This is a genomic window from Paenibacillus sp. WG02 (genome assembly GCF_055396115.1).
The window spans coordinates 195,630-215,500 of record NZ_AP036016.1 but is presented as its reverse complement, the minus strand read 5'-3'; the positions used below and the strand labels follow the sequence as shown (position 1 = coordinate 215,500).

Annotated in this window: 18 protein-coding genes, 1 tRNA gene, 2 rRNA genes and 1 riboswitch; of the genes, 4 read left to right on the top strand and 17 right to left on the bottom strand. The window is 46.1% G+C overall.

What is annotated here, in order from left to right; translation table 11 throughout:
* Positions 1-326: 326 nt before the first annotated feature.
* A complete protein-coding gene (rnmV, locus tag ACBP55_RS00955; RefSeq protein ID WP_029198502.1) occupies positions 327-869 on the bottom strand; it encodes a ribonuclease M5 in 543 nt (180 codons plus the stop codon).
* A 213-nt stretch (positions 870-1,082) separates the two neighbouring features.
* On the bottom strand, positions 1,083-2,222 hold the full coding sequence (locus ACBP55_RS00950; RefSeq protein ID WP_464649100.1) for a ubiquitin-like domain-containing protein: 1,140 nt from the start codon (positions 2,220-2,222) through the stop codon (positions 1,083-1,085).
* Positions 2,223-2,515: 293 nt separating this feature from the next.
* A riboswitch (cyclic di-AMP (ydaO/yuaA leader) is annotated at positions 2,516-2,701 on the bottom strand.
* Between the two features lie 282 nt (positions 2,702-2,983).
* On the opposite strand from ACBP55_RS00950, the gene ACBP55_RS00945 reads away from it, so the two are divergent.
* Together ACBP55_RS00945 and ACBP55_RS00940 are read left to right on the top strand one after the other, a co-directional pair.
* Positions 2,984-3,724, top strand: coding sequence for an ABC transporter ATP-binding protein (locus ACBP55_RS00945; protein WP_464649098.1), 741 nt, complete (start codon positions 2,984-2,986; stop codon positions 3,722-3,724).
* Positions 3,721-4,956, top strand: coding sequence for an ABC transporter permease (locus ACBP55_RS00940; RefSeq protein WP_464649096.1), 1,236 nt, complete (start codon positions 3,721-3,723; stop codon positions 4,954-4,956). The genes ACBP55_RS00945 and ACBP55_RS00940 overlap by 4 nt, the downstream gene beginning before the upstream one ends.
* On the opposite strand, the gene ACBP55_RS00935 is transcribed toward ACBP55_RS00940, so the two are convergent.
* Positions 4,942-5,709, bottom strand: coding sequence for a TatD family hydrolase (locus tag ACBP55_RS00935; RefSeq protein ID WP_464649094.1), 768 nt, complete (start codon positions 5,707-5,709; stop codon positions 4,942-4,944). The genes ACBP55_RS00940 and ACBP55_RS00935 overlap by 15 nt on opposite strands.
* A 48-nt stretch (positions 5,710-5,757) precedes the next feature.
* Positions 5,758-7,035 (bottom strand): HD domain-containing protein, encoded by a 1,278-nt coding sequence (locus ACBP55_RS00930; protein ID WP_464649093.1) that lies wholly within the window; start codon positions 7,033-7,035, stop codon positions 5,758-5,760.
* 370 nt (positions 7,036-7,405) lie between these two features.
* Here ACBP55_RS00930 and ACBP55_RS00925 point away from each other — a divergent pair, with 370 nt between their 5' ends.
* The gene (locus ACBP55_RS00925; RefSeq protein WP_028557356.1) at positions 7,406-7,660 is read left to right on the top strand and encodes an AbrB/MazE/SpoVT family DNA-binding domain-containing protein; all 255 of its coding nucleotides are present in this window, start codon (positions 7,406-7,408) and stop codon (positions 7,658-7,660) included.
* Between the two features lie 170 nt (positions 7,661-7,830).
* On the opposite strand, the gene rsmI is transcribed toward ACBP55_RS00925, so the two are convergent.
* From rsmI to ACBP55_RS00875, 10 genes are all read right to left on the bottom strand, one after another.
* On the bottom strand, positions 7,831-8,718 hold the full coding sequence (rsmI, locus tag ACBP55_RS00920) for a 16S rRNA (cytidine(1402)-2'-O)-methyltransferase (protein WP_029198496.1): 888 nt from the start codon (positions 8,716-8,718) through the stop codon (positions 7,831-7,833).
* 46 nt (positions 8,719-8,764) lie between these two features.
* Positions 8,765-9,526, bottom strand: a complete 762-nt coding sequence (locus tag ACBP55_RS00915) for a tRNA1(Val) (adenine(37)-N6)-methyltransferase (protein WP_029198495.1) — start codon at positions 9,524-9,526, stop codon at positions 8,765-8,767.
* A gap of 81 nt (positions 9,527-9,607) precedes the next feature.
* Positions 9,608-9,949, bottom strand: a complete 342-nt coding sequence (gene yabA, locus ACBP55_RS00910) for a DNA replication initiation control protein YabA (RefSeq protein WP_029198494.1) — start codon at positions 9,947-9,949, stop codon at positions 9,608-9,610.
* Positions 9,950-10,008: 59 nt separating this feature from the next.
* Positions 10,009-10,812, bottom strand: coding sequence for a PSP1 domain-containing protein (locus ACBP55_RS00905; RefSeq protein ID WP_029198493.1), 804 nt, complete (start codon positions 10,810-10,812; stop codon positions 10,009-10,011).
* Between the two features lies 1 nt (position 10,813).
* Positions 10,814-11,791, bottom strand: coding sequence for a DNA polymerase III subunit delta' (gene holB / locus ACBP55_RS00900; RefSeq protein WP_464649089.1), 978 nt, complete (start codon positions 11,789-11,791; stop codon positions 10,814-10,816).
* A 63-nt stretch (positions 11,792-11,854) separates the two neighbouring features.
* Positions 11,855-12,301 carry a YaaR family protein gene (locus ACBP55_RS00895; protein ID WP_464649087.1) on the bottom strand — a complete coding sequence of 149 codons (447 nt, stop codon included), beginning with the start codon at positions 12,299-12,301 and terminating at the stop codon, positions 11,855-11,857.
* Positions 12,302-12,386: 85 nt separating this feature from the next.
* The gene (locus ACBP55_RS00890) at positions 12,387-12,716 is read right to left on the bottom strand and encodes a cyclic-di-AMP receptor (RefSeq protein ID WP_029198490.1); all 330 of its coding nucleotides are present in this window, start codon (positions 12,714-12,716) and stop codon (positions 12,387-12,389) included.
* 46 nt (positions 12,717-12,762) lie between these two features.
* Positions 12,763-13,422, bottom strand: coding sequence for a dTMP kinase (tmk, locus tag ACBP55_RS00885; RefSeq protein ID WP_464649084.1), 660 nt, complete (start codon positions 13,420-13,422; stop codon positions 12,763-12,765).
* A 40-nt stretch (positions 13,423-13,462) separates the two neighbouring features.
* Positions 13,463-14,965 (bottom strand): aminotransferase class I/II-fold pyridoxal phosphate-dependent enzyme, encoded by a 1,503-nt coding sequence (locus ACBP55_RS00880; RefSeq protein WP_464649082.1) that lies wholly within the window; start codon positions 14,963-14,965, stop codon positions 13,463-13,465.
* Positions 14,966-15,068: 103 nt separating this feature from the next.
* Positions 15,069-15,269, bottom strand: a complete 201-nt coding sequence (locus ACBP55_RS00875; RefSeq protein ID WP_029198487.1) for a sigma factor G inhibitor Gin — start codon at positions 15,267-15,269, stop codon at positions 15,069-15,071.
* A gap of 135 nt (positions 15,270-15,404) precedes the next feature.
* On the opposite strand from ACBP55_RS00875, the gene ACBP55_RS00870 reads away from it, so the two are divergent.
* Positions 15,405-15,932 carry a hypothetical protein gene (locus ACBP55_RS00870; protein ID WP_464649080.1) on the top strand — a complete coding sequence of 176 codons (528 nt, stop codon included), beginning with the start codon at positions 15,405-15,407 and terminating at the stop codon, positions 15,930-15,932.
* A 301-nt stretch (positions 15,933-16,233) separates the two neighbouring features.
* On the opposite strand, the gene rrf is transcribed toward ACBP55_RS00870, so the two are convergent.
* From rrf to ACBP55_RS00855, 3 genes are all read right to left on the bottom strand, one after another.
* Positions 16,234-16,350, bottom strand: a 5S ribosomal RNA gene (rrf, locus tag ACBP55_RS00865).
* A gap of 131 nt (positions 16,351-16,481) precedes the next feature.
* Positions 16,482-19,396: ribosomal RNA gene (locus ACBP55_RS00860) — 23S ribosomal RNA — on the bottom strand.
* A 323-nt stretch (positions 19,397-19,719) separates the two neighbouring features.
* Positions 19,720-19,795, bottom strand: a tRNA-Ala gene (locus ACBP55_RS00855).
* Positions 19,796-19,871 lie beyond the last annotated feature (76 nt).

Below are 19,871 nucleotides of genomic sequence, written 5' to 3'. Positions count from 1 at the left end.
ACGCGGTAGAATGATGTTGTAAATAATACAACAATTGCTGCCTAAATCTCGCCTATTTCCCTTCGATGTTGCAGAATGTACAACAATTTTGCCCAATATAGAGCATTTAGCAACAAATGAGCTCAAAATGTTGTACGAAATACAACTTCAAGATGCAAAATAGCCTTTTGGCGTGTGAATTGTTGCAGAAAATGCAACATTTAACCACTATAGCCCATCTGCCATCACGAAAGCTGAATGACTCTAAAATCGCGCACTTTGGAGTTATGACTACCAGTTGTAAATCAATCGACAGTCTCCAAACTACAACATCAGCAACATCCATTCTACTTATCAGCTTCCAAATGCTCCAAAGCCGCCTCAAATTCCTCACGCGAGATCTGAAACATTGCACAGCGCTTATAAAACTGCTTGCCATTGCAATAGCCAATTCCTAACGCTTTACCCACAATCAGCCGGCGAGACGCCGCCTCTGCATGAACAATCAACCCTGCGGTCACGAGATCCGCCATGGTCAGCTGTGAAACCGCACCATCATATTCCGTACGAAGGCTCTGAAGAGCCTGACGGATCGTCTCAGGCGTCGCATTCTCGACGCCAATATCACCCTTGTACTCAGCCTGCTCCTGCGTAATGAAGGCATGCTTGCAGCCAGGCACCTTGGCTGCCACAATCTTCCGAATCCGTTCACCAGCGTGATCCGGATCCGTGAATATAATAACGCCTCTGCGCTGCTGTGCAAGTGCAATACGCTTTAGCACGGCTTGCCCAATCGCAGAACCGCCAGTTTCAATTGTATCCGCCTCTACCGCTCGGCGAATAGCAGCTGTATCGTCTTTGCCTTCGACGACAATCACTTCTTTAATCATAAGCGGTTCCCTTCCCAGTACCAAGGATAAACGACTCCGTCGTCCTTCTGGTACGAGCGCGCGTTTGTCAAGGTTGATGCGGAGCTAAAGTATAGAACTTATACTTCCATATTCAACGCAGAAAAGAAGAGGGGTCCCCTCTTCTTTTGCCCAAGTTGTTACTTGGCAACGTATATATATGACATTCTTCCCGCCGAAACAGACGTTTACACGTTAATTTTCAGACGGCTTTTTCGGTCCTACCACATACACGGTGTACCCTTGCTTCGTTCCGAATTTATTGGCATAACCATGATCTTCAAAGAAGACATCAATCATTTGACCTTTCACACCGCTGCCAATATCTTCAGCACGGCGGAAGCCAATGCCCTCAATGTAAACCCACCATCCCAATGGGATCACTTTCGGATCAACCGCAATCGTGCGGCCTTCTGTCACGGTAGTCCCCGTATAGGTTTTACCGAAACCAGGAGATCCTTCGGACTTACCTGTAGATTCAGCGTCTGCCGAATAAGCAGTCAACTTCACATTCTTCAGGATTTGTTTGTACCCAAATGTTACACCATTCTTCGAAACCTCATCCACACTAGGTGAGGATGACGAAAGAACAACAACTGGGTTTTTCGTGCCAACGGACACGACTTTATTAATACTTTCTGTTTTTACTTCTTCACCCACAACTGCTTCCGCGACTAGAACACCATCTTCGAAAGTCTTTTCTTTCTTCTTCAAGAGTACGCCCTCTTTACCTTCTTGGACGACTTGCTCTTTGCCTTTGAGCAGCGATGCGTCGCTCTTCTTTTCCGTATCGAACGCAATCGGTTCAGTTACTTCCTCCGTCTCTTTCTTCACACGGACGATTTTGATTTCATCGCCTGAGTTCAGAGCGGTTGTCGGTTCGGGAGTTAAACGATCGTGCTCCCCAAGTGCAATATGTAAACGTTGCAATGCACTTTCAACCGTTCTTGCAGTTGTGTAAACAGTGGTGGTCTTTCCATCAGCAGTCAATTGAATCGGTGAGGCATGTTCGATGACAATTTTGTCTCCACCCTTGATTGTTGTCGTTGGCGCAGCAGAAATTTCATCGTGTTCACCAATCTTTATGGCTTGTTCATCCAGTAGGCGTTGCAGGACCCATTGTTTCGTTTGCACAACGGTTTCTTGTCCATTCACAACCACGGATACGCTCTTGGTAGCCGTACCGTACAACAACACCAAAAACATGAAAGTCATTGCGATTGAAATTATGGCTAAGCTTAAAATCAAACGCAAGTTTTCATGCTTCCATCGCAATGCGAAGGACATGCTGGATGATCGTTTTACATGGGTCTCGCTAATAGAGATACTGCCCACTTCTTCGGTCCTCCTTCAAAGCCTCGCCGCCAGGTTACAGCATGATTAGATTTGACGCGACTAAGGTTTTTTAGTTTAACTTAACGTGTTCGCCATCAGCAGTACGGTGCTATACCGCTGCCTTCTGGTCGTCCCACACCAGTTTGCCTATTCAACATTCATATGAATTCCGGGCAATTTTTAGTCGTCCGAAATGTGTATAGCCCTTTATGAAGACAAAAAGCCAGCAAGAAGAGGACTCTTCTCGCTGGCTTAGTTTGTATAGTAAAATACACAAATAGCACGCACGACAATCGTTACCTCTCTTACGCTTACGAGGTTAGCTGACGGATTCGGACGTGAGAGTCGCCCTACTATAAGCATACAAAGTACGCTCAAAGATTCACCCCTGTTACTCACTCTGTTCACTCAAGAAGCATGCTTCTTCAGCTTACAGTGGTTCCCCCGTTCCCATAAATGGAACTCAGCGAATGGAAAAATGGCAAATTGGATATTAAGTTATTATGAAAAGTATATTACGCTGTTAATCTTAACCTGTAAAGGGATTAACACCTACTAAAAAGGGCTAAACCGACTAAAATTCAATCAAATAGGCAATAAAACAGCCCTATTTCTACTTATATCTCACTATCACGTACGTATACTAACTCTTTTCAACTTTTCACCCCTAAACTAGGCTTAAATTACAAATTTGTTTATAATGATCGTATAGGAAAGCGATTCATAAATACCAATAATTTGCTAATCAGGGAGGCAATGAGATGGGCTCCATTCTACAAGTTGACTCTTTATACGGGGGATATTTACCAAATAAACCCGTTCTTCATGACCTAACCTTTTCTATTCGTCAAGGTGAAATGATGGGTCTGATCGGACTTAATGGCGCCGGTAAAAGTACCACAATCAAGAACATTCTCGGCCTGCTTCAACCGCAAAAAGGATCCATTCGAATCAACGGACTAACTTTAGCTGAAAATCCTGTATCCTATCGCGCCACCTACGCTTATGTACCCGAAAGTCCCGAGCTTTACGAAGAGCTTACGATCCGCGAACACCTTGAGCTAACCGCTATGGCCTATGGCTTGTCGAAGGAAGACTATTTGGCTCGATCCAGTTCTCTTTTGGAGCAGTTTCAAATGAAGGACAAGCTGAACAGCTTCGCCAGTCATTTATCCAAAGGAATGAAACAGAAAGTCATGATTATGAACGCATTTCTGATTGAACCCTCGTTATATATTATCGATGAACCCTTTCTCGGCCTCGACCCTTTAGCGATTCGTTCCTTGCTAGAATTAATGGTCAAAATGAAACATAAAGGAGCATCATTCCTCATCTCTTCGCATATTTTGTCTACGATTGAAAAATATTGCGATAACTACGTTGTCCTTCATAAAGGTCGCATGGTTGCTCAGGGTGATTTAGTCGAATTACGCGAGCAAACCGAACTCCCGGGAGCGTCACTAGACGACATTTTCTACAAACTCGTACAAGGGGATTCATGATGAGAAATATGGACATCAACACCCGTTCCTTATGGCAGCAAAGATTCGAATATTATATGAAGGAATCCATGGGCTATTGGCAATATGCAGCGCGCAGCAATTTCATCGGTCTCGTGTTGTTTCTTGTCATCATTTCTTCCTATTATTATGCAAAAATATTACAGCGTCTTCCGACAGATTATCCCTATCTGTGGATCGTGCTTTTGCTGCTCGTTCCGCTTCTATCTTCAAGCTCCATTCGTACATTGGTAAGAAAAGCAGACCGCATGTTTTTATTACGGATCGAACATCAAATGGGTGCTTATTTCCGAAGTGGATTCATGTACAGTTTGGCACTGCAAGCTTTTTGGACATTTATCGCCTGGGTTATTTTATGGCCGCTTTATCACCATTGCCTCGGCGCTTCAGAACAGCATTTCTTACTGATGCTTGCCCTACTTCTTCTATTAAAGATTGCTAATTTATTAGCGAGCTGGCAGGAAAGCCGCTTTGCTCATGAGCGTACACGTTTAGCTTCGGTTAGCTTTCGCTGGATTGCAACAACCGCTCTCATTTCGCTGCAATTTCTAACCAGCATTTTATGGGCAAGCGGGGCTGCACTGCTTCTCATTTTCGTATGGTTAGGAGCTGTTCATTTCGTATCTAAATACGTCATCGGCTGGGACTACTTGATCATCAAAGAAAATCAGCAGCAAGCACGGCTTTATGCCTTTTTCAGCTGGTTCGTCGATGTGCCTCAGATGGGAATGCGAATAGCCCGCCGAAGTTGGATCAGCGGGATAACACGGTTCATACCTTTTAGACAAGATGCTGCCTATTTGTATCTATATATGAAGACATTGCTGCGTACGGAGCTGTTCGCGATCATACTGCGTCTCACCCTGTTAGGGGTACTAGCTATTGCCGTTTCAAGCAGCGGTACTGCAAGGACATTGATCTTCCTGATCGCCCTTGTGATTTCCCTTGTTCAGTTATCGTCACTCGAGCGTGCTCATCGGTATACGTTCTGGCTGGAGATGTACCCGCTCAATCCAAATTCGAAAGCCGGTTCGCTGGCCTTCATCATTTGGTCGGTCTTGCTGCTGGAACTATGTATCTTGACAATTCCACTTATGATTCGCTCTTCACCAATCTATCTGCTCGTTCCACTCGTCAGTCTCATCTTCATCTCTTTCAGCTGCGGTATTGTGCTTCGCCGCAAGTTCGAAAAAAACGCTTTACTTGAGACCTAGCAATCGAATGGCATTGTTAGTTGTTATTTCCGCAATTTCTTCCAAAGTCAACCCCCGAATTTCCGCGGCTGTCTCAGCGACCAAGCGAACATAGCCGGTTTCATTGCGCTTGCCGCGGAAAGGATGCGGGGTCAGATAGGGAGCATCGGTCTCAATTAACAAACGATCTAATGGAACTTGCGCCAGCACTTCCTTCGGTTGCCTAGCGTTTTTAAACGTAACTGGACCCCCAAAAGAAATATGAAAATTCATATCCAGACACTGTTTAGCCGTCTCCCAGCTTCCTGAGAAGCAATGCATGATTCCCCCGACTTCCTCGGCCTTCTCTTCTTTTAAAATGTGCAAAATATCTTGATGGGCATCTCGATTATGTATGACAATGGGCATCCCCAATTTACGCGCTAGACGAATTTGCTCCCGAAATACCCTCTGCTGTACATCCTTCGGCGACTTGTCCCAATAGTAATCCAGTCCAATTTCCCCGATGGCAACAACTTTCTCATGCTTACACAACTCTTCAATCCATTCTAAGTCGCCAGGCATCATATCAATTGCATCCACAGGATGCCACCCTACCGTTGAGTAGATGAAATCATACCTCTCAGCAAGGGCAATGGAGCTGGGTATGGTCTCCCGGTTGAAGCCTACATTCACTATTCTTGTCACTCCGGCGTCCAGTGCTCGCTGAATCACTTCATCTTGATCTTCATTAAATTGTTCGGCATTTAAATGTGTGTGTGAATCCGTTAGCATAATCGTTCTCCCTTAAGTTAAAATATTCTGCTGCACTTGTTTTTCTAGCTAATCTTGCTCACCAAGCAGTGCCCATAAATCAGGATAATTGGTTGCGTTCAATCGTTCCAACAGCTCCTCCGGATAATAAACATGATGCTTACCCATTTGGAAGCCACTGATGGACTGAACAATCTCAGATCGATGCGTAATTTCCGTTAAAGTCTCCTTATGATCCAGCAGAAAAATAGGCAAATTGTCATCTGTTTCCCCCGGTCTATACACGTCATAAGATTGATTCGATGGAAAATCAATTTCCATATAATAAGTAGGGTCGAATCCGACCTCAGCCATCACTTTTTCCATCAGCTTAATTTGACGTTGATTAGACTCATCAAAGGTACTGTATTTGTACAACTTACGATCCAAAAACCGTTTACACATATCGGCCAGAATAGGATCTTTCTCATTACTCCAGAAAGTTAACATCGTCTGCATAACAGACTCATCCAATAACAAATAATCTTCGAGCGAAATTTTATTCTGAATCAGATGCAAAATGGGTTCCACCATAAATCCAAACGTATAGTCTTCTTCGTATAAATGTTTGGCACGCGCAAAAACTTTGTGCAGCAAAATTTCCGCACTACGTGTCACGGGATGGAAATACACCTGCCAGTACATTTGATAACGGGACATTAAATAGTCTTCAACAGCATGCATGCCGCTTTCCTTGACAACAATATGCCCTTTATAGGGCCTAATAACACGAAGAATCCGCTCCAGATCGAATGTGCCGTAATTTACACCGGTGAAATAGGCGTCGCGCAGTAAATAGTCCATGCGATCAGCATCCAACTGACTGGATACAAGGCTAACCACAATTTCTTCACTATACGATTTACAAATAACGCCCGCCACTTTTTTTGGAAAATCAGGTGACACTCGGCTTAGCACTTTATTCACATCGGTATCTCCAAGAACAATTCTGCACGACCAGTCTTCATGTTTCGTTCCGAAAGCTTTTTCAATGGAGTGCGAGAAAGGCCCGTGACCCAAATCATGCAGCAATGCCGCACAAAGGCAGAGCAAACGTTCCTCCTGAGGCCAATCCTCATAGTGATTTCGTTCGAATTGTGAAATAATTTTCCGAGTGATTTCGTACACACCAAGTGAATGAGAGAAGCGACTATGCTCAGCACCATGGAAAGTTAAATAAGAAGTGCCTAATTGCCTTATGCGGCGCAGTCTCTGGAACTCGCGCGTATTAATTAAATCCCAAATCGTATTGTCCTGCACGTAAATATATTTATGAACCGGATCTTTAAAAACCTTCTCTTCCTTCATCCATTCACAACCTCTCTTTAGCAAATTTAAATAATTTCGACAATTCCTTTTCATTACTTCGACATTTCTGTCGCATTTTGTCGAAATGCATATTCCAATTTCTCTGTTATACTAGACTAGTCTTTAACTTCGTAATTTAGTACTTTTCAAGGAGAAAGAACGTAATATATGATTTACATTCCCTTATTCTACCTGGTTTTTCTCATATTTAAAACAGAAACCCTATTAAAAATTTTTTTGAATAACAAGCTAAAATAGACGAAAATATGGTTGACTATTTTGGGAATCGTTGGTATCATTAGGCAAGAAGATATGTCGAAACATGACGATATTGATAAATTTTTGATAAAATCGAAAGGGGTTTATATATATGATGAAATCTACGGGAATTGTAAGAAAAGTTGACGAATTGGGTCGCGTTGTTATTCCAATCGAGTTGCGCCGCACGTTGGGTATTGGTGAGAAAGACGCTTTGGAGATTTATGTAGACGGCGAGCGCATCATGTTGAAAAAATATGAGCCTGCTTGTATCTTCTGTGGCAATGCAGAAAACGTATCTTACTTCAAAGGAAAAATTGTTTGTCATATTTGTTTAGCAGAAATGCCAACACCTGTGACAAAATAAGAAAAGTAGTATATAATAGAAGTAGCACTTATCCTATTGGTAATTCTAACCTTTTTCATATCTCCTCTAATCTCTAATTTGTTGGCTTCGGCCGCGGATTAGAGATCTTTTTTTGTCCGGAGAACTATTTAGCGCCGAGTGCGGCGGGAACGCTGCACTTCCCGCGCGCCTTAGCGCTCGAGTAGTGCATTGTATACATCACGTTTGGAGAGCCCGCGATCGCTCGCGACCAACTTTAGTGCATCCTTGCGATCGCTCCCGCTTTGCTCGTAGTGCTCAACATGCTCGCCCAGCGTCATCGCTTCCCACCAGCCATCCGCTGCTTCGCGGGCTGCCTTCTCCGATGCGCCTTCGGCGATCACGCAGTACTCGCCTTGAGGCGGGTACTGCTCTAAGTGCGCGAGGCACTCTGCGATGGTGCCCCGCAGGAACTCCTCGTACCGCTTCGTCAGCTCGCGGGCGAGACACACCCGGCGCTCCGCCCCCCACACTTCCGCCATGCGGGTAAGTGTTTTCTCCACGCGGTGCGGGGACTCATAGAACAGCAGCGTATCCTGCGTATGCTGCAGCCCTTCAAGCACCTTCGTCTGATCCTTTTTCTCCCGGGGGAGAAACCCGACGAAGGCAAAACGCTCTGTCGGCAAGCCTGATGCAATCAGCGCCGACAGGGCCGCATTCGCGCCGGGGATAGGCACCACCGGCACGCCCTGCTCTACGGCCATCCTCACCAGGTCATAACCTGGATCGGAGATGGCCGGCAGTCCAGCATCGCTGACGAGCGCGATGCTTTGCCCTTCAAGCAGCAAGCGGACGAGTTCGGGGCCGCTTGCTTGCTTGTTGTGTTCGTGATAGCTGACGAGTCGCGTAGCGACCTCGAAGTGCGTCAGCAGTTTACGTGTTTGCCGCGTGTCTTCAGCGGCAATCATGCTCACTTCCTTCAGGGTGCGAATCGCACGGAAGGTCATATCTTCTAGGTTGCCTATCGGTGTGGCAACCAGGTACAGCGTGCCTACGCCGCTTCCATCCTCGCGATAACTCTTTTGCACATTCAAGCTCAATGTTATTTCCCTCTTCACTTTTATGATTGCTTACGAAGTAAGTTTTCTACGAAAACTCTAAGGAGCTTCTGCCCCCGTAATAAATTTCTTTCAGCTCTTTACAATACTCTTGATTGTCATCATAAACAATAAGCGGCGGTAACGTACGGATCTCAGGCTTTCCATCCTTCATTCCCTCGATCAGCACCATCATCGCTTCTTCCCCAGCACGTGCGTGCACATAGCGAATGCGCTTCGGTTCAAGACGATACTGCCTCATTAAGCAGCAGATATCGATTAATCGTGTAGCACGGTGGACCATCGCTACTTTACCGCCAGCCTTCACGAGCTTTGCACTTGCTGCAATGACATCTTCCAAGTTGCAATATATTTCATGACGAGCCGCAGCGAAATGCTCATTGACGTTCTGCTCACCATTTGGCACAGGTAGATAAGGAGGATTCACCGTTACGGCATCAAATTGGCCATGACCCAAGGTTTCATGAATGGTTTTCAAATCCCCTTGAAGCATATGCAGCCGCTCTTCCAATCCATTAATCTCTGCATTGCGAACCGCCATATCCGCGAGCCGTTCTTGAATTTCAACGCCCCAAATCTCAGCTCGTGTTCGCGTTGTTAAGAGCAGAGGGACGACCCCGTTGCCCGTACATAAATCAATCATGCGCCCCTTGGGAGCCACACTGCAGAATCGGCCTAGCAGGACGGCATCTAGTGAAAAGCTGAACACTTCATCACTCTGAATAATTTTCAAATCATACGTCAATAAATCATCAATTCGTTCGGTAGGTCGTAACTGTACTTGCTTCATACGTATTCTCCGTCATTTCCTTTCTAGTCTGCTCATTATGGAAAAAAACCGTAAGGCATACACCCCTACGGTCAAAATCACTTATTTATTTAAAAAGGATAAGCAAAATAAACAATCTCCCTCGGTCCGAAGGTGTCCATAATACACATTGCAAATATGAAAACCTTCATTATACAAGCGAGTCAAATTATCATAACCTGCTCCAGGTAACGGAAGTGGTTCTTCCGCCTCTCCTACTGGCTGCTCGACAATCGTTTCCTCTTGTCTGATCAGTTTGCGGAGCTGCTGATTTTCGATGCTTAATCTCTTATTTTCTTCGATGAGGTTAATGATTTGTTTCTTTAAGGCACCCAACTCGGCATAAGTGGCACCCATTCGTTCTTCGATCCCATCTATTTGTCCAAAAATATCTTGTTTATCCACGCTTTCACCTCTAGTGCCATGCATGCTTACTGGCCAGCGCCTCCTTGGATACTTTGCCTCTACTCTTGTTCTACTACATCATCGAATGGTAAATCAAGTGCTTTACCAAGATCAAACAATTGAACCTTTGCGGTACGCTCTTTGATATTCAACCCAAGCACCTTACCATTACCGAAAGAAGTGATTACTTGTCTACCTACGGTTGGCAGTGAATCCTTCGCGCTCTCGTAGTTATCATGTTCATATTTCAAGCAGCACATTAACCGTCCGCATAATCCGGAAATCTTCGTTGGGTTAAGCGACAAGTTCTGGTCTTTCGCCATCTTAATGGATACGGGTTCGAAATCACCTAAGAACGAGGAACAGCATAGAATTCGCCCACACGGACCTATACCTCCAAGCATCTTCGCTTCATCCCGTACGCCAATTTGACGCAGTTCGATTCTGGTCCGGAAAATACTCGCCAAATCCTTCACGAGCTCGCGGAAATCAACGCGCCCTTCAGCCGTAAAATAAAAAATAATTTTATTGCGATCAAAGGTATACTCTACGTCTACGAGCTTCATCTTAAGACTATGGTCTTTAATTTTCTCGTGACACGTTTGAAACGCATCTTTGGCTGCTTTCTTATTTTCTTCAACCAAATCAGCATCCGAGTCATCCGCAATGCGAATCACCTTTTTGAGAGGAAGAACGACGTCATTTTCTTTGACAGTCTTCTTTCCAACAACAACTTTGCCGTATTCAACTCCGCGAGCGGTTTCAACAATAACGGCACTTTCTTTCTCAATCGGCAAATCAATCGGATCAAAATAATATATTTTACCCGCTTTCTTAAAGCGGACGCCAACTACCGAATACATCTTACACCCCCTGCATCTCCACGAGCATTTTCTCTATAACCAGCTGAGAATTGGCGTTGAAACGCAGTCGTTTTTGTAAATCTACGGCTTGCTCCATCATACGCACCCATACTGAGACATCCCGGCTGAACGCGAGGGAGCTCATCCAGTCCAGCTGATCATTATAAACAAGCTTATCTCTGCGCTCCAGGCGCAGCTGCACCATATCTTTAAACCAGAGAATCAACAAGTCGAAAAGACTCGACATATGATCCGCTAGCTCCGTTTTCACAATCCGTTGCTGCACCGTAATCATGGAAGTAGGGAAACGTGTGAGCGTCTCCTTAGCTAATTGTAACACTACGGTTCTCATTTCTGCAAACCAATTCGCAGCAATTAAATCCCTAGCCGCTTGCAATCCTGCCGTTAAATGTGCGGCGGGCTGAACAAGCGATGCAGGATGACCCTCTTCCAAAAGCGTCAAGACCATTTGCTCACGCGGCATTGGCGTGAAATTAATCCACTGCGCCCTCGATTGAATCGTTGGCAGCAGGGCGTTGCCATTCTCTGTAATGAGTATCGCGACCACACGTGAGGTCGGTTCTTCTAAAAACTTCAACAGGCTATTAGCAGCCTGTACCGTCATTTTATCCGCATGATACAGGATATATATTTTGGTTCCGGAGGCTGTAGCGCGGTAAGCAAACTCCTTCTGCAGCTCACGAATTTGCTCGATCTTAATCGAAGCTCCATCAGGCGTAACCATGTGTAAATCCGGATGATTACGATGCTCGACCTTACGGCATTCCAAACATTCACCACATGCCTCATCAGTCCCGTGTTGGCAGTAGATCGCTTTGGCCAAGGCTATGGCCATTTCCGAGCGTCCAGTTCCTACTGGCCCGCTAAATATATAGGCGTGAGACAGCTTGTCTTGCCGCAGCCCGTTCTGCAGAAACTGCTTAGCCGCTGCTTGCCCCGGTATGGCTTGAAAGGACATTAGAAATACGCTCCATCCGAGGATAAACGGCTATATAGCTCGAATCCTATATTTTCTTATATTTTAAAATAGCAAGTTAATCAGCATCCCTCGGATTTCTCCGATTTTGTGCAAAATTTCAATTCGCCCCTGCTCGTTTTCTAGCAATTCATCTGCTAACGCAAGCAGTTCTAGATCGATTTCCTCCAAAAGCTTATATCGTTTCGAACGGCCGCGACGATCCCAACCCTTCGTATCTCTTAAATTGACACCACGGCGAGCTGTTTCCTCTAGAAACTGCTTAATCAACAGCTTGTATTGCAAAAGCTCTCTTACCGTCATTGCCCGCGACAGACGATCACCCTGCAGCGTAATTTGCTGCACCATTTTGGATAATTGCTCCTGCGTAAATTTCTCATCCTGCTGCTGCATAATGTCAGAGAAATTCCGGGGGGCCATCTGTGGCGGCGGGACGTTCTCATTCACTTTGACGTTCTTACCGATGGGCTGCCACCCCGGATTAATTTTCAAGACGCATCCATCCTTGTGTATGTCTGATTAAACCTAGTATAAAAAGATCGCCGCCCTTATCTAACAAGGAACAGCGCTTATCAATTTAATAATGCTCGAAGCGCTCTACCGGTAATACGAAAACCGCGGCTCCACCCACTTGAACTTCCACAGGGAATGGAATATAGGAATCCGTCGTTCCTCCCATCGGAGAAACCGGTGTAACAAGCTGTTCCCGAATTTTGCAATTGGTGCGAATGACCTGCATGACCTCTTGCACCCTCTCATCTTCCGTACCAATCATAAAAGTCGTGTTTCCCGCACGTAAAAATCCACCGGTACTTGCCAGTTTCGTGGCGCGAAACCCTTCTTTTATCAAAGCATTAGAGAGACGGTTACTGTCCTTATCTTGTACAACGGCTACGACTAGTTTCATGGGTGATTCCTCCCTTTTATTATAAACTAAGAATGGATTTTCTGCTTTAACCGGAAATATGTTCCTCAAGCAAACGATTACAATCCTTCCATATATCTCTTGCAATCTCCTCTTCGTTGCGGTTTGCATTAACAACTCGCACCCGTTCAGGATGATCAGCTGCAATCTGATGGAATCCTTCCCGTACCCGACTGTGATAATCTACATTTTTCTGTTCAATGCGATCCAACTGCTGGGCATTCACGCCTGTGCCCGTTGCTCTATGGTGAAGTCTCGCCAAGCTTACTTCCACTGGCACATCTAAGATGTATGTTCGGGTTGCTTGTAATCCCGAACTGGCATAACGTGAGATGGCCTTAACCATATCTACATCTACGCCTAATCCGTAAGCCTGATAAGCAACACTCGCATCAATGAAACGATCACATAGCACAATTCGGCCAGCAGCGAGTGCCGGAAGAATTAACTGATGTACATGCTGTGCTCTAGATGCTGCGTATAACAAAACTTCCGCTTGATCCACCATCTCCTTATTCACAGGGTCAAGAATAATACTGCGGATTTGATCACTGATTGCCGTTCCGCCTGGTTCTCTTGTAACGAGGACATCATGCCCTTGCTGCTTAAGCTCCTCAGCTAATTTCTTAAGCTGTGTTGTTTTTCCAGCGCCGTCCGGCCCTTCAAACGTTATAAATATTCCGTTCACGCTTCCTCCTGCATGCTGCTTTACCAGATCTTAGAATGGTTTATGTGTATATCTTTAGCTTTTGTGTCTGTCCAAATTCGGTTCCTTGAAACTTGATTCCGTTTGCGGCCAATTGCAATAAGGCTTCGGCCACAGAAGCCGAGATGATTTCGCCAGGGTATAAATAGGGAATTCCCGGTGGATAAGGGATTACCATATCCGCAGAACGCTTCCCGACCGCCCCCTGAACACTAACCTGACTAAACACGCTGTCTCGTGATGCTTTGGAGATATCTCTCATATCAAATGCAACTGGTGAAGAGATTGGAGTGTAGTAGGGTAATTTAAGTATATTCGAGATTGGCGCTTGAAGTTCCTTCTTTTGTATCGGAACGTCCAAACAAATGTTAGTTAATGCTTCGACAATTCTTAACATATCCTCTCTCGTGGAAGCAGGGGTGAAAACAAGAAGCACTTGACGTCCGTCCGTCATTTCGACAAAGCAGTCTTGAGCTTCTAGCCTTTCTTTGAGTTCAGTGCCAGATAACGTATTCGTCGCATCATAGATGGCTATTTTAAATGGATCTGCTGTTTGAATCTCTTGACTCTGATTTACCAGAAGCTCTCGTGGGTGGTATCCGAATACGGTAAGCCCATCAAGCAGCGACCTGAACTCTTTTACAACAGCTAGTCCTTGATCCAGCCAGTTTTTGCCTTCTATATGCATCCTCTTCCTAGCCAAATCTAGTGATGCCATTATAGGATAAGATGGACTTGAGCTCTGCAGCATAGCAAGCAACTGTTGGATTGCCCTTCGATCTATCCGCGGTCCTTGGACATGCAGCATAGCCCCCATGGTCATTGCCGTTAGCATCTTGTGCGTGGATTGTACCACAGCATCAGCACCTTGCGATAACGCGGAAGCCGGCACCTCATGATGAAATCCATAGTGCGCCCCGTGCGCTTCATCTACCAACAGCAGCTTCCCATATTCATGCATCAATTCCGCGAAAGGCTTGAGATTGACACCATTACCGTAGTAATTAGGATTAGTTATAAATAGACCCTTAGCCTCTGGATACAGCACTAGCGCTTGTTTAACATCTTCGATATATAGACTTGTGGCCACACCTGTTTCCGGATGAATGCCAGGAGCTATGAACACTGCCTTGGCACCGGCTAGCATAAGCCCATGAATGACTGACTTATGTACATTCCTCTGCACAAGAATGATATCATCTTTCCCACATACGGCAGAAATCATGGCTAAATTGCCAACCGTACTCCCGCCTATCAGAAAATACGTCTCCTCGGCTCCAAAACACTCCGCCGCTAGCTGCTCGGCTTCACGAATGACACCTTCAGCATGATGTAAATCGTCCAAGCCCGTAATTTCCGTATAATCGATAGACATCACCGTCTTAAGGAAGCTTGTCCCTTCATCCAACAAGCCCTGTCCGGATTTATGACCAGGCACATGAAAGCTTGCAGGGTTCTTATCGTGATGGGCGACCATGGCTTCAAAAAGCGGCGCGCGTGACTGTTTAGCATGTTGGCTGCTCATGTTTGACACGACTCCTTGTGCTCCGTGAGCTTTCTATTTTATACCCTTATAGTAGTGGATTGACGCAAAAAAAACAAAAAAGCTTCCATAAGAAGCTTCCCCATTAGTTCATATATTGTTTCGAGCTGCCGATATAAAATGCTTTCTTCATCTGCCTCACAAAAAATGGATATTTCTGATCATTTACATTCGTTTTGACCATCTCACTACTGCACTCATCACAGATAAAGGCCATAATAATATGAATTCCCCCAATCCGCTGCTGCTCGCAGATCATACATACCCCTATTCGGTTCTCCTCCATATGATCACCCCACGATCTTTTACTAATAGTATATCCGTATTCCAATTCTCCTAAACTAGCTAAACACTCATATTTTGGAAGGCATGTGCCGATATAGACTTATATCAGGTTAACCGCCTTGCGGAGGTCATCAGCATGTCAACCAAACAGGAGCCAAATCTCTCCAAACAATCTACCATTTATAGCTATACTTTAATGAAGCGAATATATCATTCCTTGTATAAAATAATTGTTTATTTTATGCTGCTGATCCTAGCGGTCTTTTACAAATTTGACCCTACGAACTGGCTGCCGCTCTTAGTCAGCTATCCGCTTCTTCTTATCTTTCATTCTTTACTCATCCGGATCTATTTTCAGTTTACGATTGGAATGGCTATGAGGGGCTGGTCTTACCGCTGGGGAGTCTTTTGGTGTGGATTCTTGCCAGAGGGAAATGCCTCCATTCGACTGGTATCCAAAATACAGCTTACTTTATTTTGGATTGGCCTTGCTATGATTACACTTCTTTATCCATGGATACCTGACAAATGGTTAATCCATCTCACGATCTTTCATGTCTGGATGCTTATGCCGCGGCTGTGGATGCTCTACCGGTTTCGCCCATACCGCAAAGCTGGCTTGATTAAAATCACAGATAAGGACACATCTTGCTACATGCAATAGCTGTTCTTGAAATGAAATAAGAGCCCATAAGGGCTCTTTTTTGTTATAAAGATTGAATCGATAGCGGAATAGCAGTCTTTAGGAGCTTCTATTCTGTTGATAATCGTTGAATCTTGCCATTTCTTGAGAAATAGAAGCCTCTAGCGTATGCTATTTGCTTGATTTCGCTAAAAACCAAGGAAATAGAAGCCTTTAGGGACTCCTATTCTGTGAGATTTTAGTTATACCTGCCTCTTCGTCAATTTCAACAAATAGAAAAAGAACCTTACTAGGATTTCTCCTTGTAAGGTTCTTTTTGTTTGCTTGGCAACGTTCTACTCTCCCAGAACCCTGCGGTTCAAGTACCATCGACGCTGGAGGGCTTAACGGTCGTGTTCGAGATGGGAACGCGTGGGTCCCCTCCGCCATCATCACCAAACAGTCAAAGCGTAGTTTGCGCCTTGAAAACTAGATACGAAACTTGCGTAAAGGTTTGAATTGCTTAGGTTTTCTGGGCCCCAATCAAGTATTCGGAATTCGCTACTAAGCTTATCTTCACTTGGTTGGGAATTGGTTAAGCCCTCGACCGATTAGTATTCGTCAGCTGCATGCATTGCTGCACTTCCACCTCGAACCTATCAACCTCGTCGTCTACAAGGGGTCTTACATACTGGGAAATCTCATCTTGAGGGGGGCTTCGCGCTTAGATGCTTTCAGCGCTTATCCCCTCCGTACATAGCTACCCAGCGATGCCTCTGGCGAGACAACTGGTACACCAGCGGTACGTCCATCCCGGTCCTCTCGTACTAAGGACAGCTCCTCTCAAATTTCCTACGCCCGCGACAGATAGGGACCGAACTGTCTCACGACGTTCTGAACCCAGCTCGCGTACCGCTTTAATGGGCGAACAGCCCAACCCTTGGGACCTACTTCAGCCCCAGGATGCGATGAGCCGACATCGAGGTGCCAAACCTCCCCGTCGATGTGGACTCTTGGGGGAGATAAGCCTGTTATCCCCAGGGTAGCTTTTATCCGTTGAGCGATGGCCCTTCCATTCGGTACCACCGGATCACTAAGTCCGACTTTCGTCCCTGCTCGACTTGTAGGTCTCGCAGTCAAGCTCCCTTATGCCTTTGCACTCTGCGAATGATTTCCAACCATTCTGAGGGAACCTTTAAACGCCTCCGTTACATTTTAGGAGGCGACCGCCCCAGTCAAACTGCCCACCTGACACTGTCCCCATACCGGTTCACGGTACCAGGTTAGAACTCCGATACGATCAGGGTGGTATCCCAACGGCGCCTCCACCCAAACTGGCGCTCAGGCTTCAAAGGCTCCCACCTATCCTGTACAGATCGTACCAAAGTCCAATATCAAGCTGCAGTAAAGCTCCATGGGGTCTTTCCGTCTTGTCGCGGGTAACCTGCATCTTCACAGGTATTAAAATTTCACCGGATCTCTCGTTGAGACAGCGCCCAAGTCGTTACGCCATTCGTGCGGGTCAGAATTTACCTGACAAGGAATTTCGCTACCTTAGGACCGTTATAGTTACGGCCGCCGTTTACTGGGGCTTCAATTCATAGCTTCGGGTTGCCCCTAACCACTCCTCTTAACCTTCCAGCACCGGGCAGGCGTCAGCCCGTATACTTCGCCTTGCGGCTTCGCACAGACCTGTGTTTTTGCTAAACAGTCGCTTGGGCCTTTTCACTGCGGCCCCCTCGGGCTATTCACCCTACCGAGGCACCCCTTCTCCCGAAGTTACGGGGTCATTTTGCCGAGTTCCTTAACGAGAGTTCTTCCGCGCGCCTTAGAATTCTCTTCTCACCCACCTGTGTCGGTTTGCGGTACGGGCACCTTCGCCTGGCTAGAAGCTTTTCTTGGCAGTGTGAACTCATGACCTTCGGTACTTAAAGTTTCCCTCCCCATCACAGCCCAGCCTTACGATGTGCGGATTTGCCTACACATCAGCCTCACTGCTTGGACGAGCATCCATCAGCTCGCGTCACTATCCTTCTGCGTCACTCCATCGCTCATAACGGCTACGGTGGTACAGGAATTTCCACCTGTTGTCCATCGACTACGCCTTTCGGCCTCGCCTTAGGTCCCGACTTACCCTGAGCGGACGAGCCTTCCTCAGGAACCCTTAGGTTTTCGGCGGATCAGATTCTCACTGATCTTTTCGTTACTTATACCGGCATTCTCACTTGTATGCGCTCCACCTGTCCTTACGGTCAGAATTCAACGTACATACAACGCTCCCCTACCCATGCACATAGTGCAAGCCATAGCTTCGGTGGCGTGTTTAGCCCCGTTACATTTTCGGCGCAGAGTCACTCGACCAGTGAGCTATTACGCACTCTTTCAATGGTGGCTGCTTCTAAGCCAACATCCTGGTTGTCTGTGCAACTCCACATCCTTTCCCACTTAACACACACTTGGGGACCTTAGCTGATGGTCTGGGCTGTTTCCCTTTTGACAATGGATCTTAGCACTCACTGTCTGACTCCCGGATTTAAGTTTGTGGCATTCAGAGTTTGACTGGACTTGGTAACCCTTGGCGGGCCCCGCACCCAATCAGTGCTTTACCTCCACAACTCAACATCCGAGGCTAGCCCTAAAGCTATTTCGGGGAGAACCAGCTATCTCCGAGTTCGATTGGAATTTCTCCGCTACCCCCACCTCATCCCCGCATTTTTCAACATGCGTGGGTTCGGGCCTCCAGTGAGTGTTACCTCACCTTCACCCTGGACAGGGGTAGATCACACGGTTTCGGGTCTACGTCCACGTACTAAAGCGCCCTATTCAGACTCGCTTTCGCTGCGGCTCCGCCTTTTCAGCTTAACCTCGCACGGGAACGTAACTCGCCGGTTCATTCTACAAAAGGCACGCCATCACACATATAGAGTGCTCTGACTTTTTGTAAGCACACGGTTTCAGGTTCTTTTTCACTCCGCTTCCGCGGTGCTTTTCACCTTTCCCTCACGGTACTGCTTCACTATCGGTCACTAGGGAGTATTTAGCCTTGGCAGATGGTCCTGCCGGATTCCGACGGGGTTTCACGTGACCCGCCGTACTCAGGATACCTCTAAGGGTTTCGTTCGATTTAAGCTACAGGGCTTTTACCTTCTATGCCGAACCTTTCCAGATCTCTTCGCCTACCGAACTAACCCCATATCGAGGTCCTACAACCCCAAGGAGCAAGCTCCTTGGTTTGGGCTATTCCGCTTTCGCTCGCCGCTACTGACGGAATCACTTTTGTTTTCTTTTCCTCCAGGTACTTAGATGTTTCAGTTCCCTGGGTATGCCTCCAATGCAGCTATGTATTCACTGCATGGTAACTGCGCATTACCACAGCTGGGTTCCCCCATTCGGACATCCCCGGATCAAAGCCTGCTTACGGCTCCCCGAGGCATTTCGTCGTTCGCCACGTCCTTCTTCGGCTCCTAGTGCCTAGGCATCCTCCGTGTGCTCTTTCTAGCTTAACCAGAAAAAACATTTGAAAATTTCGCAAGATCCAAAGATCATGCTACCTAAGTTCTTACTTTACGTTTTTTGTTGACAATTGACCTATGCTTCGCAAAGGTAAATTGCAACTGTTTCGTTATCTAGTTTTCAAGGAACAAATGTGTTGTTTCCCCTGCACCTCTCGGCGACAGGAACTATATCTTATCATGCCATCTCAATATCGGCAACAATCAAAAATTACCAAATGATGAGGTGAATCATAAGCTATACAGATGGTTTACTTTTCATCGCCCTAGTGTCAACAACACCGCCTTATCGGCGGCGGAAGTATGCATTAGGTTAATGGTGGAGCCAAGCGGGATCGAACCGCTGACCTCCTGCTTGCAAGGCAGGCGCTCTCCCAGCTGAGCTATGGCCCCACATTGATGAGATACACTTCAAAGAAGTGTACAAGCTCCATCAAAACTGAACAAATGAAATGAGTAATCAGCGGTT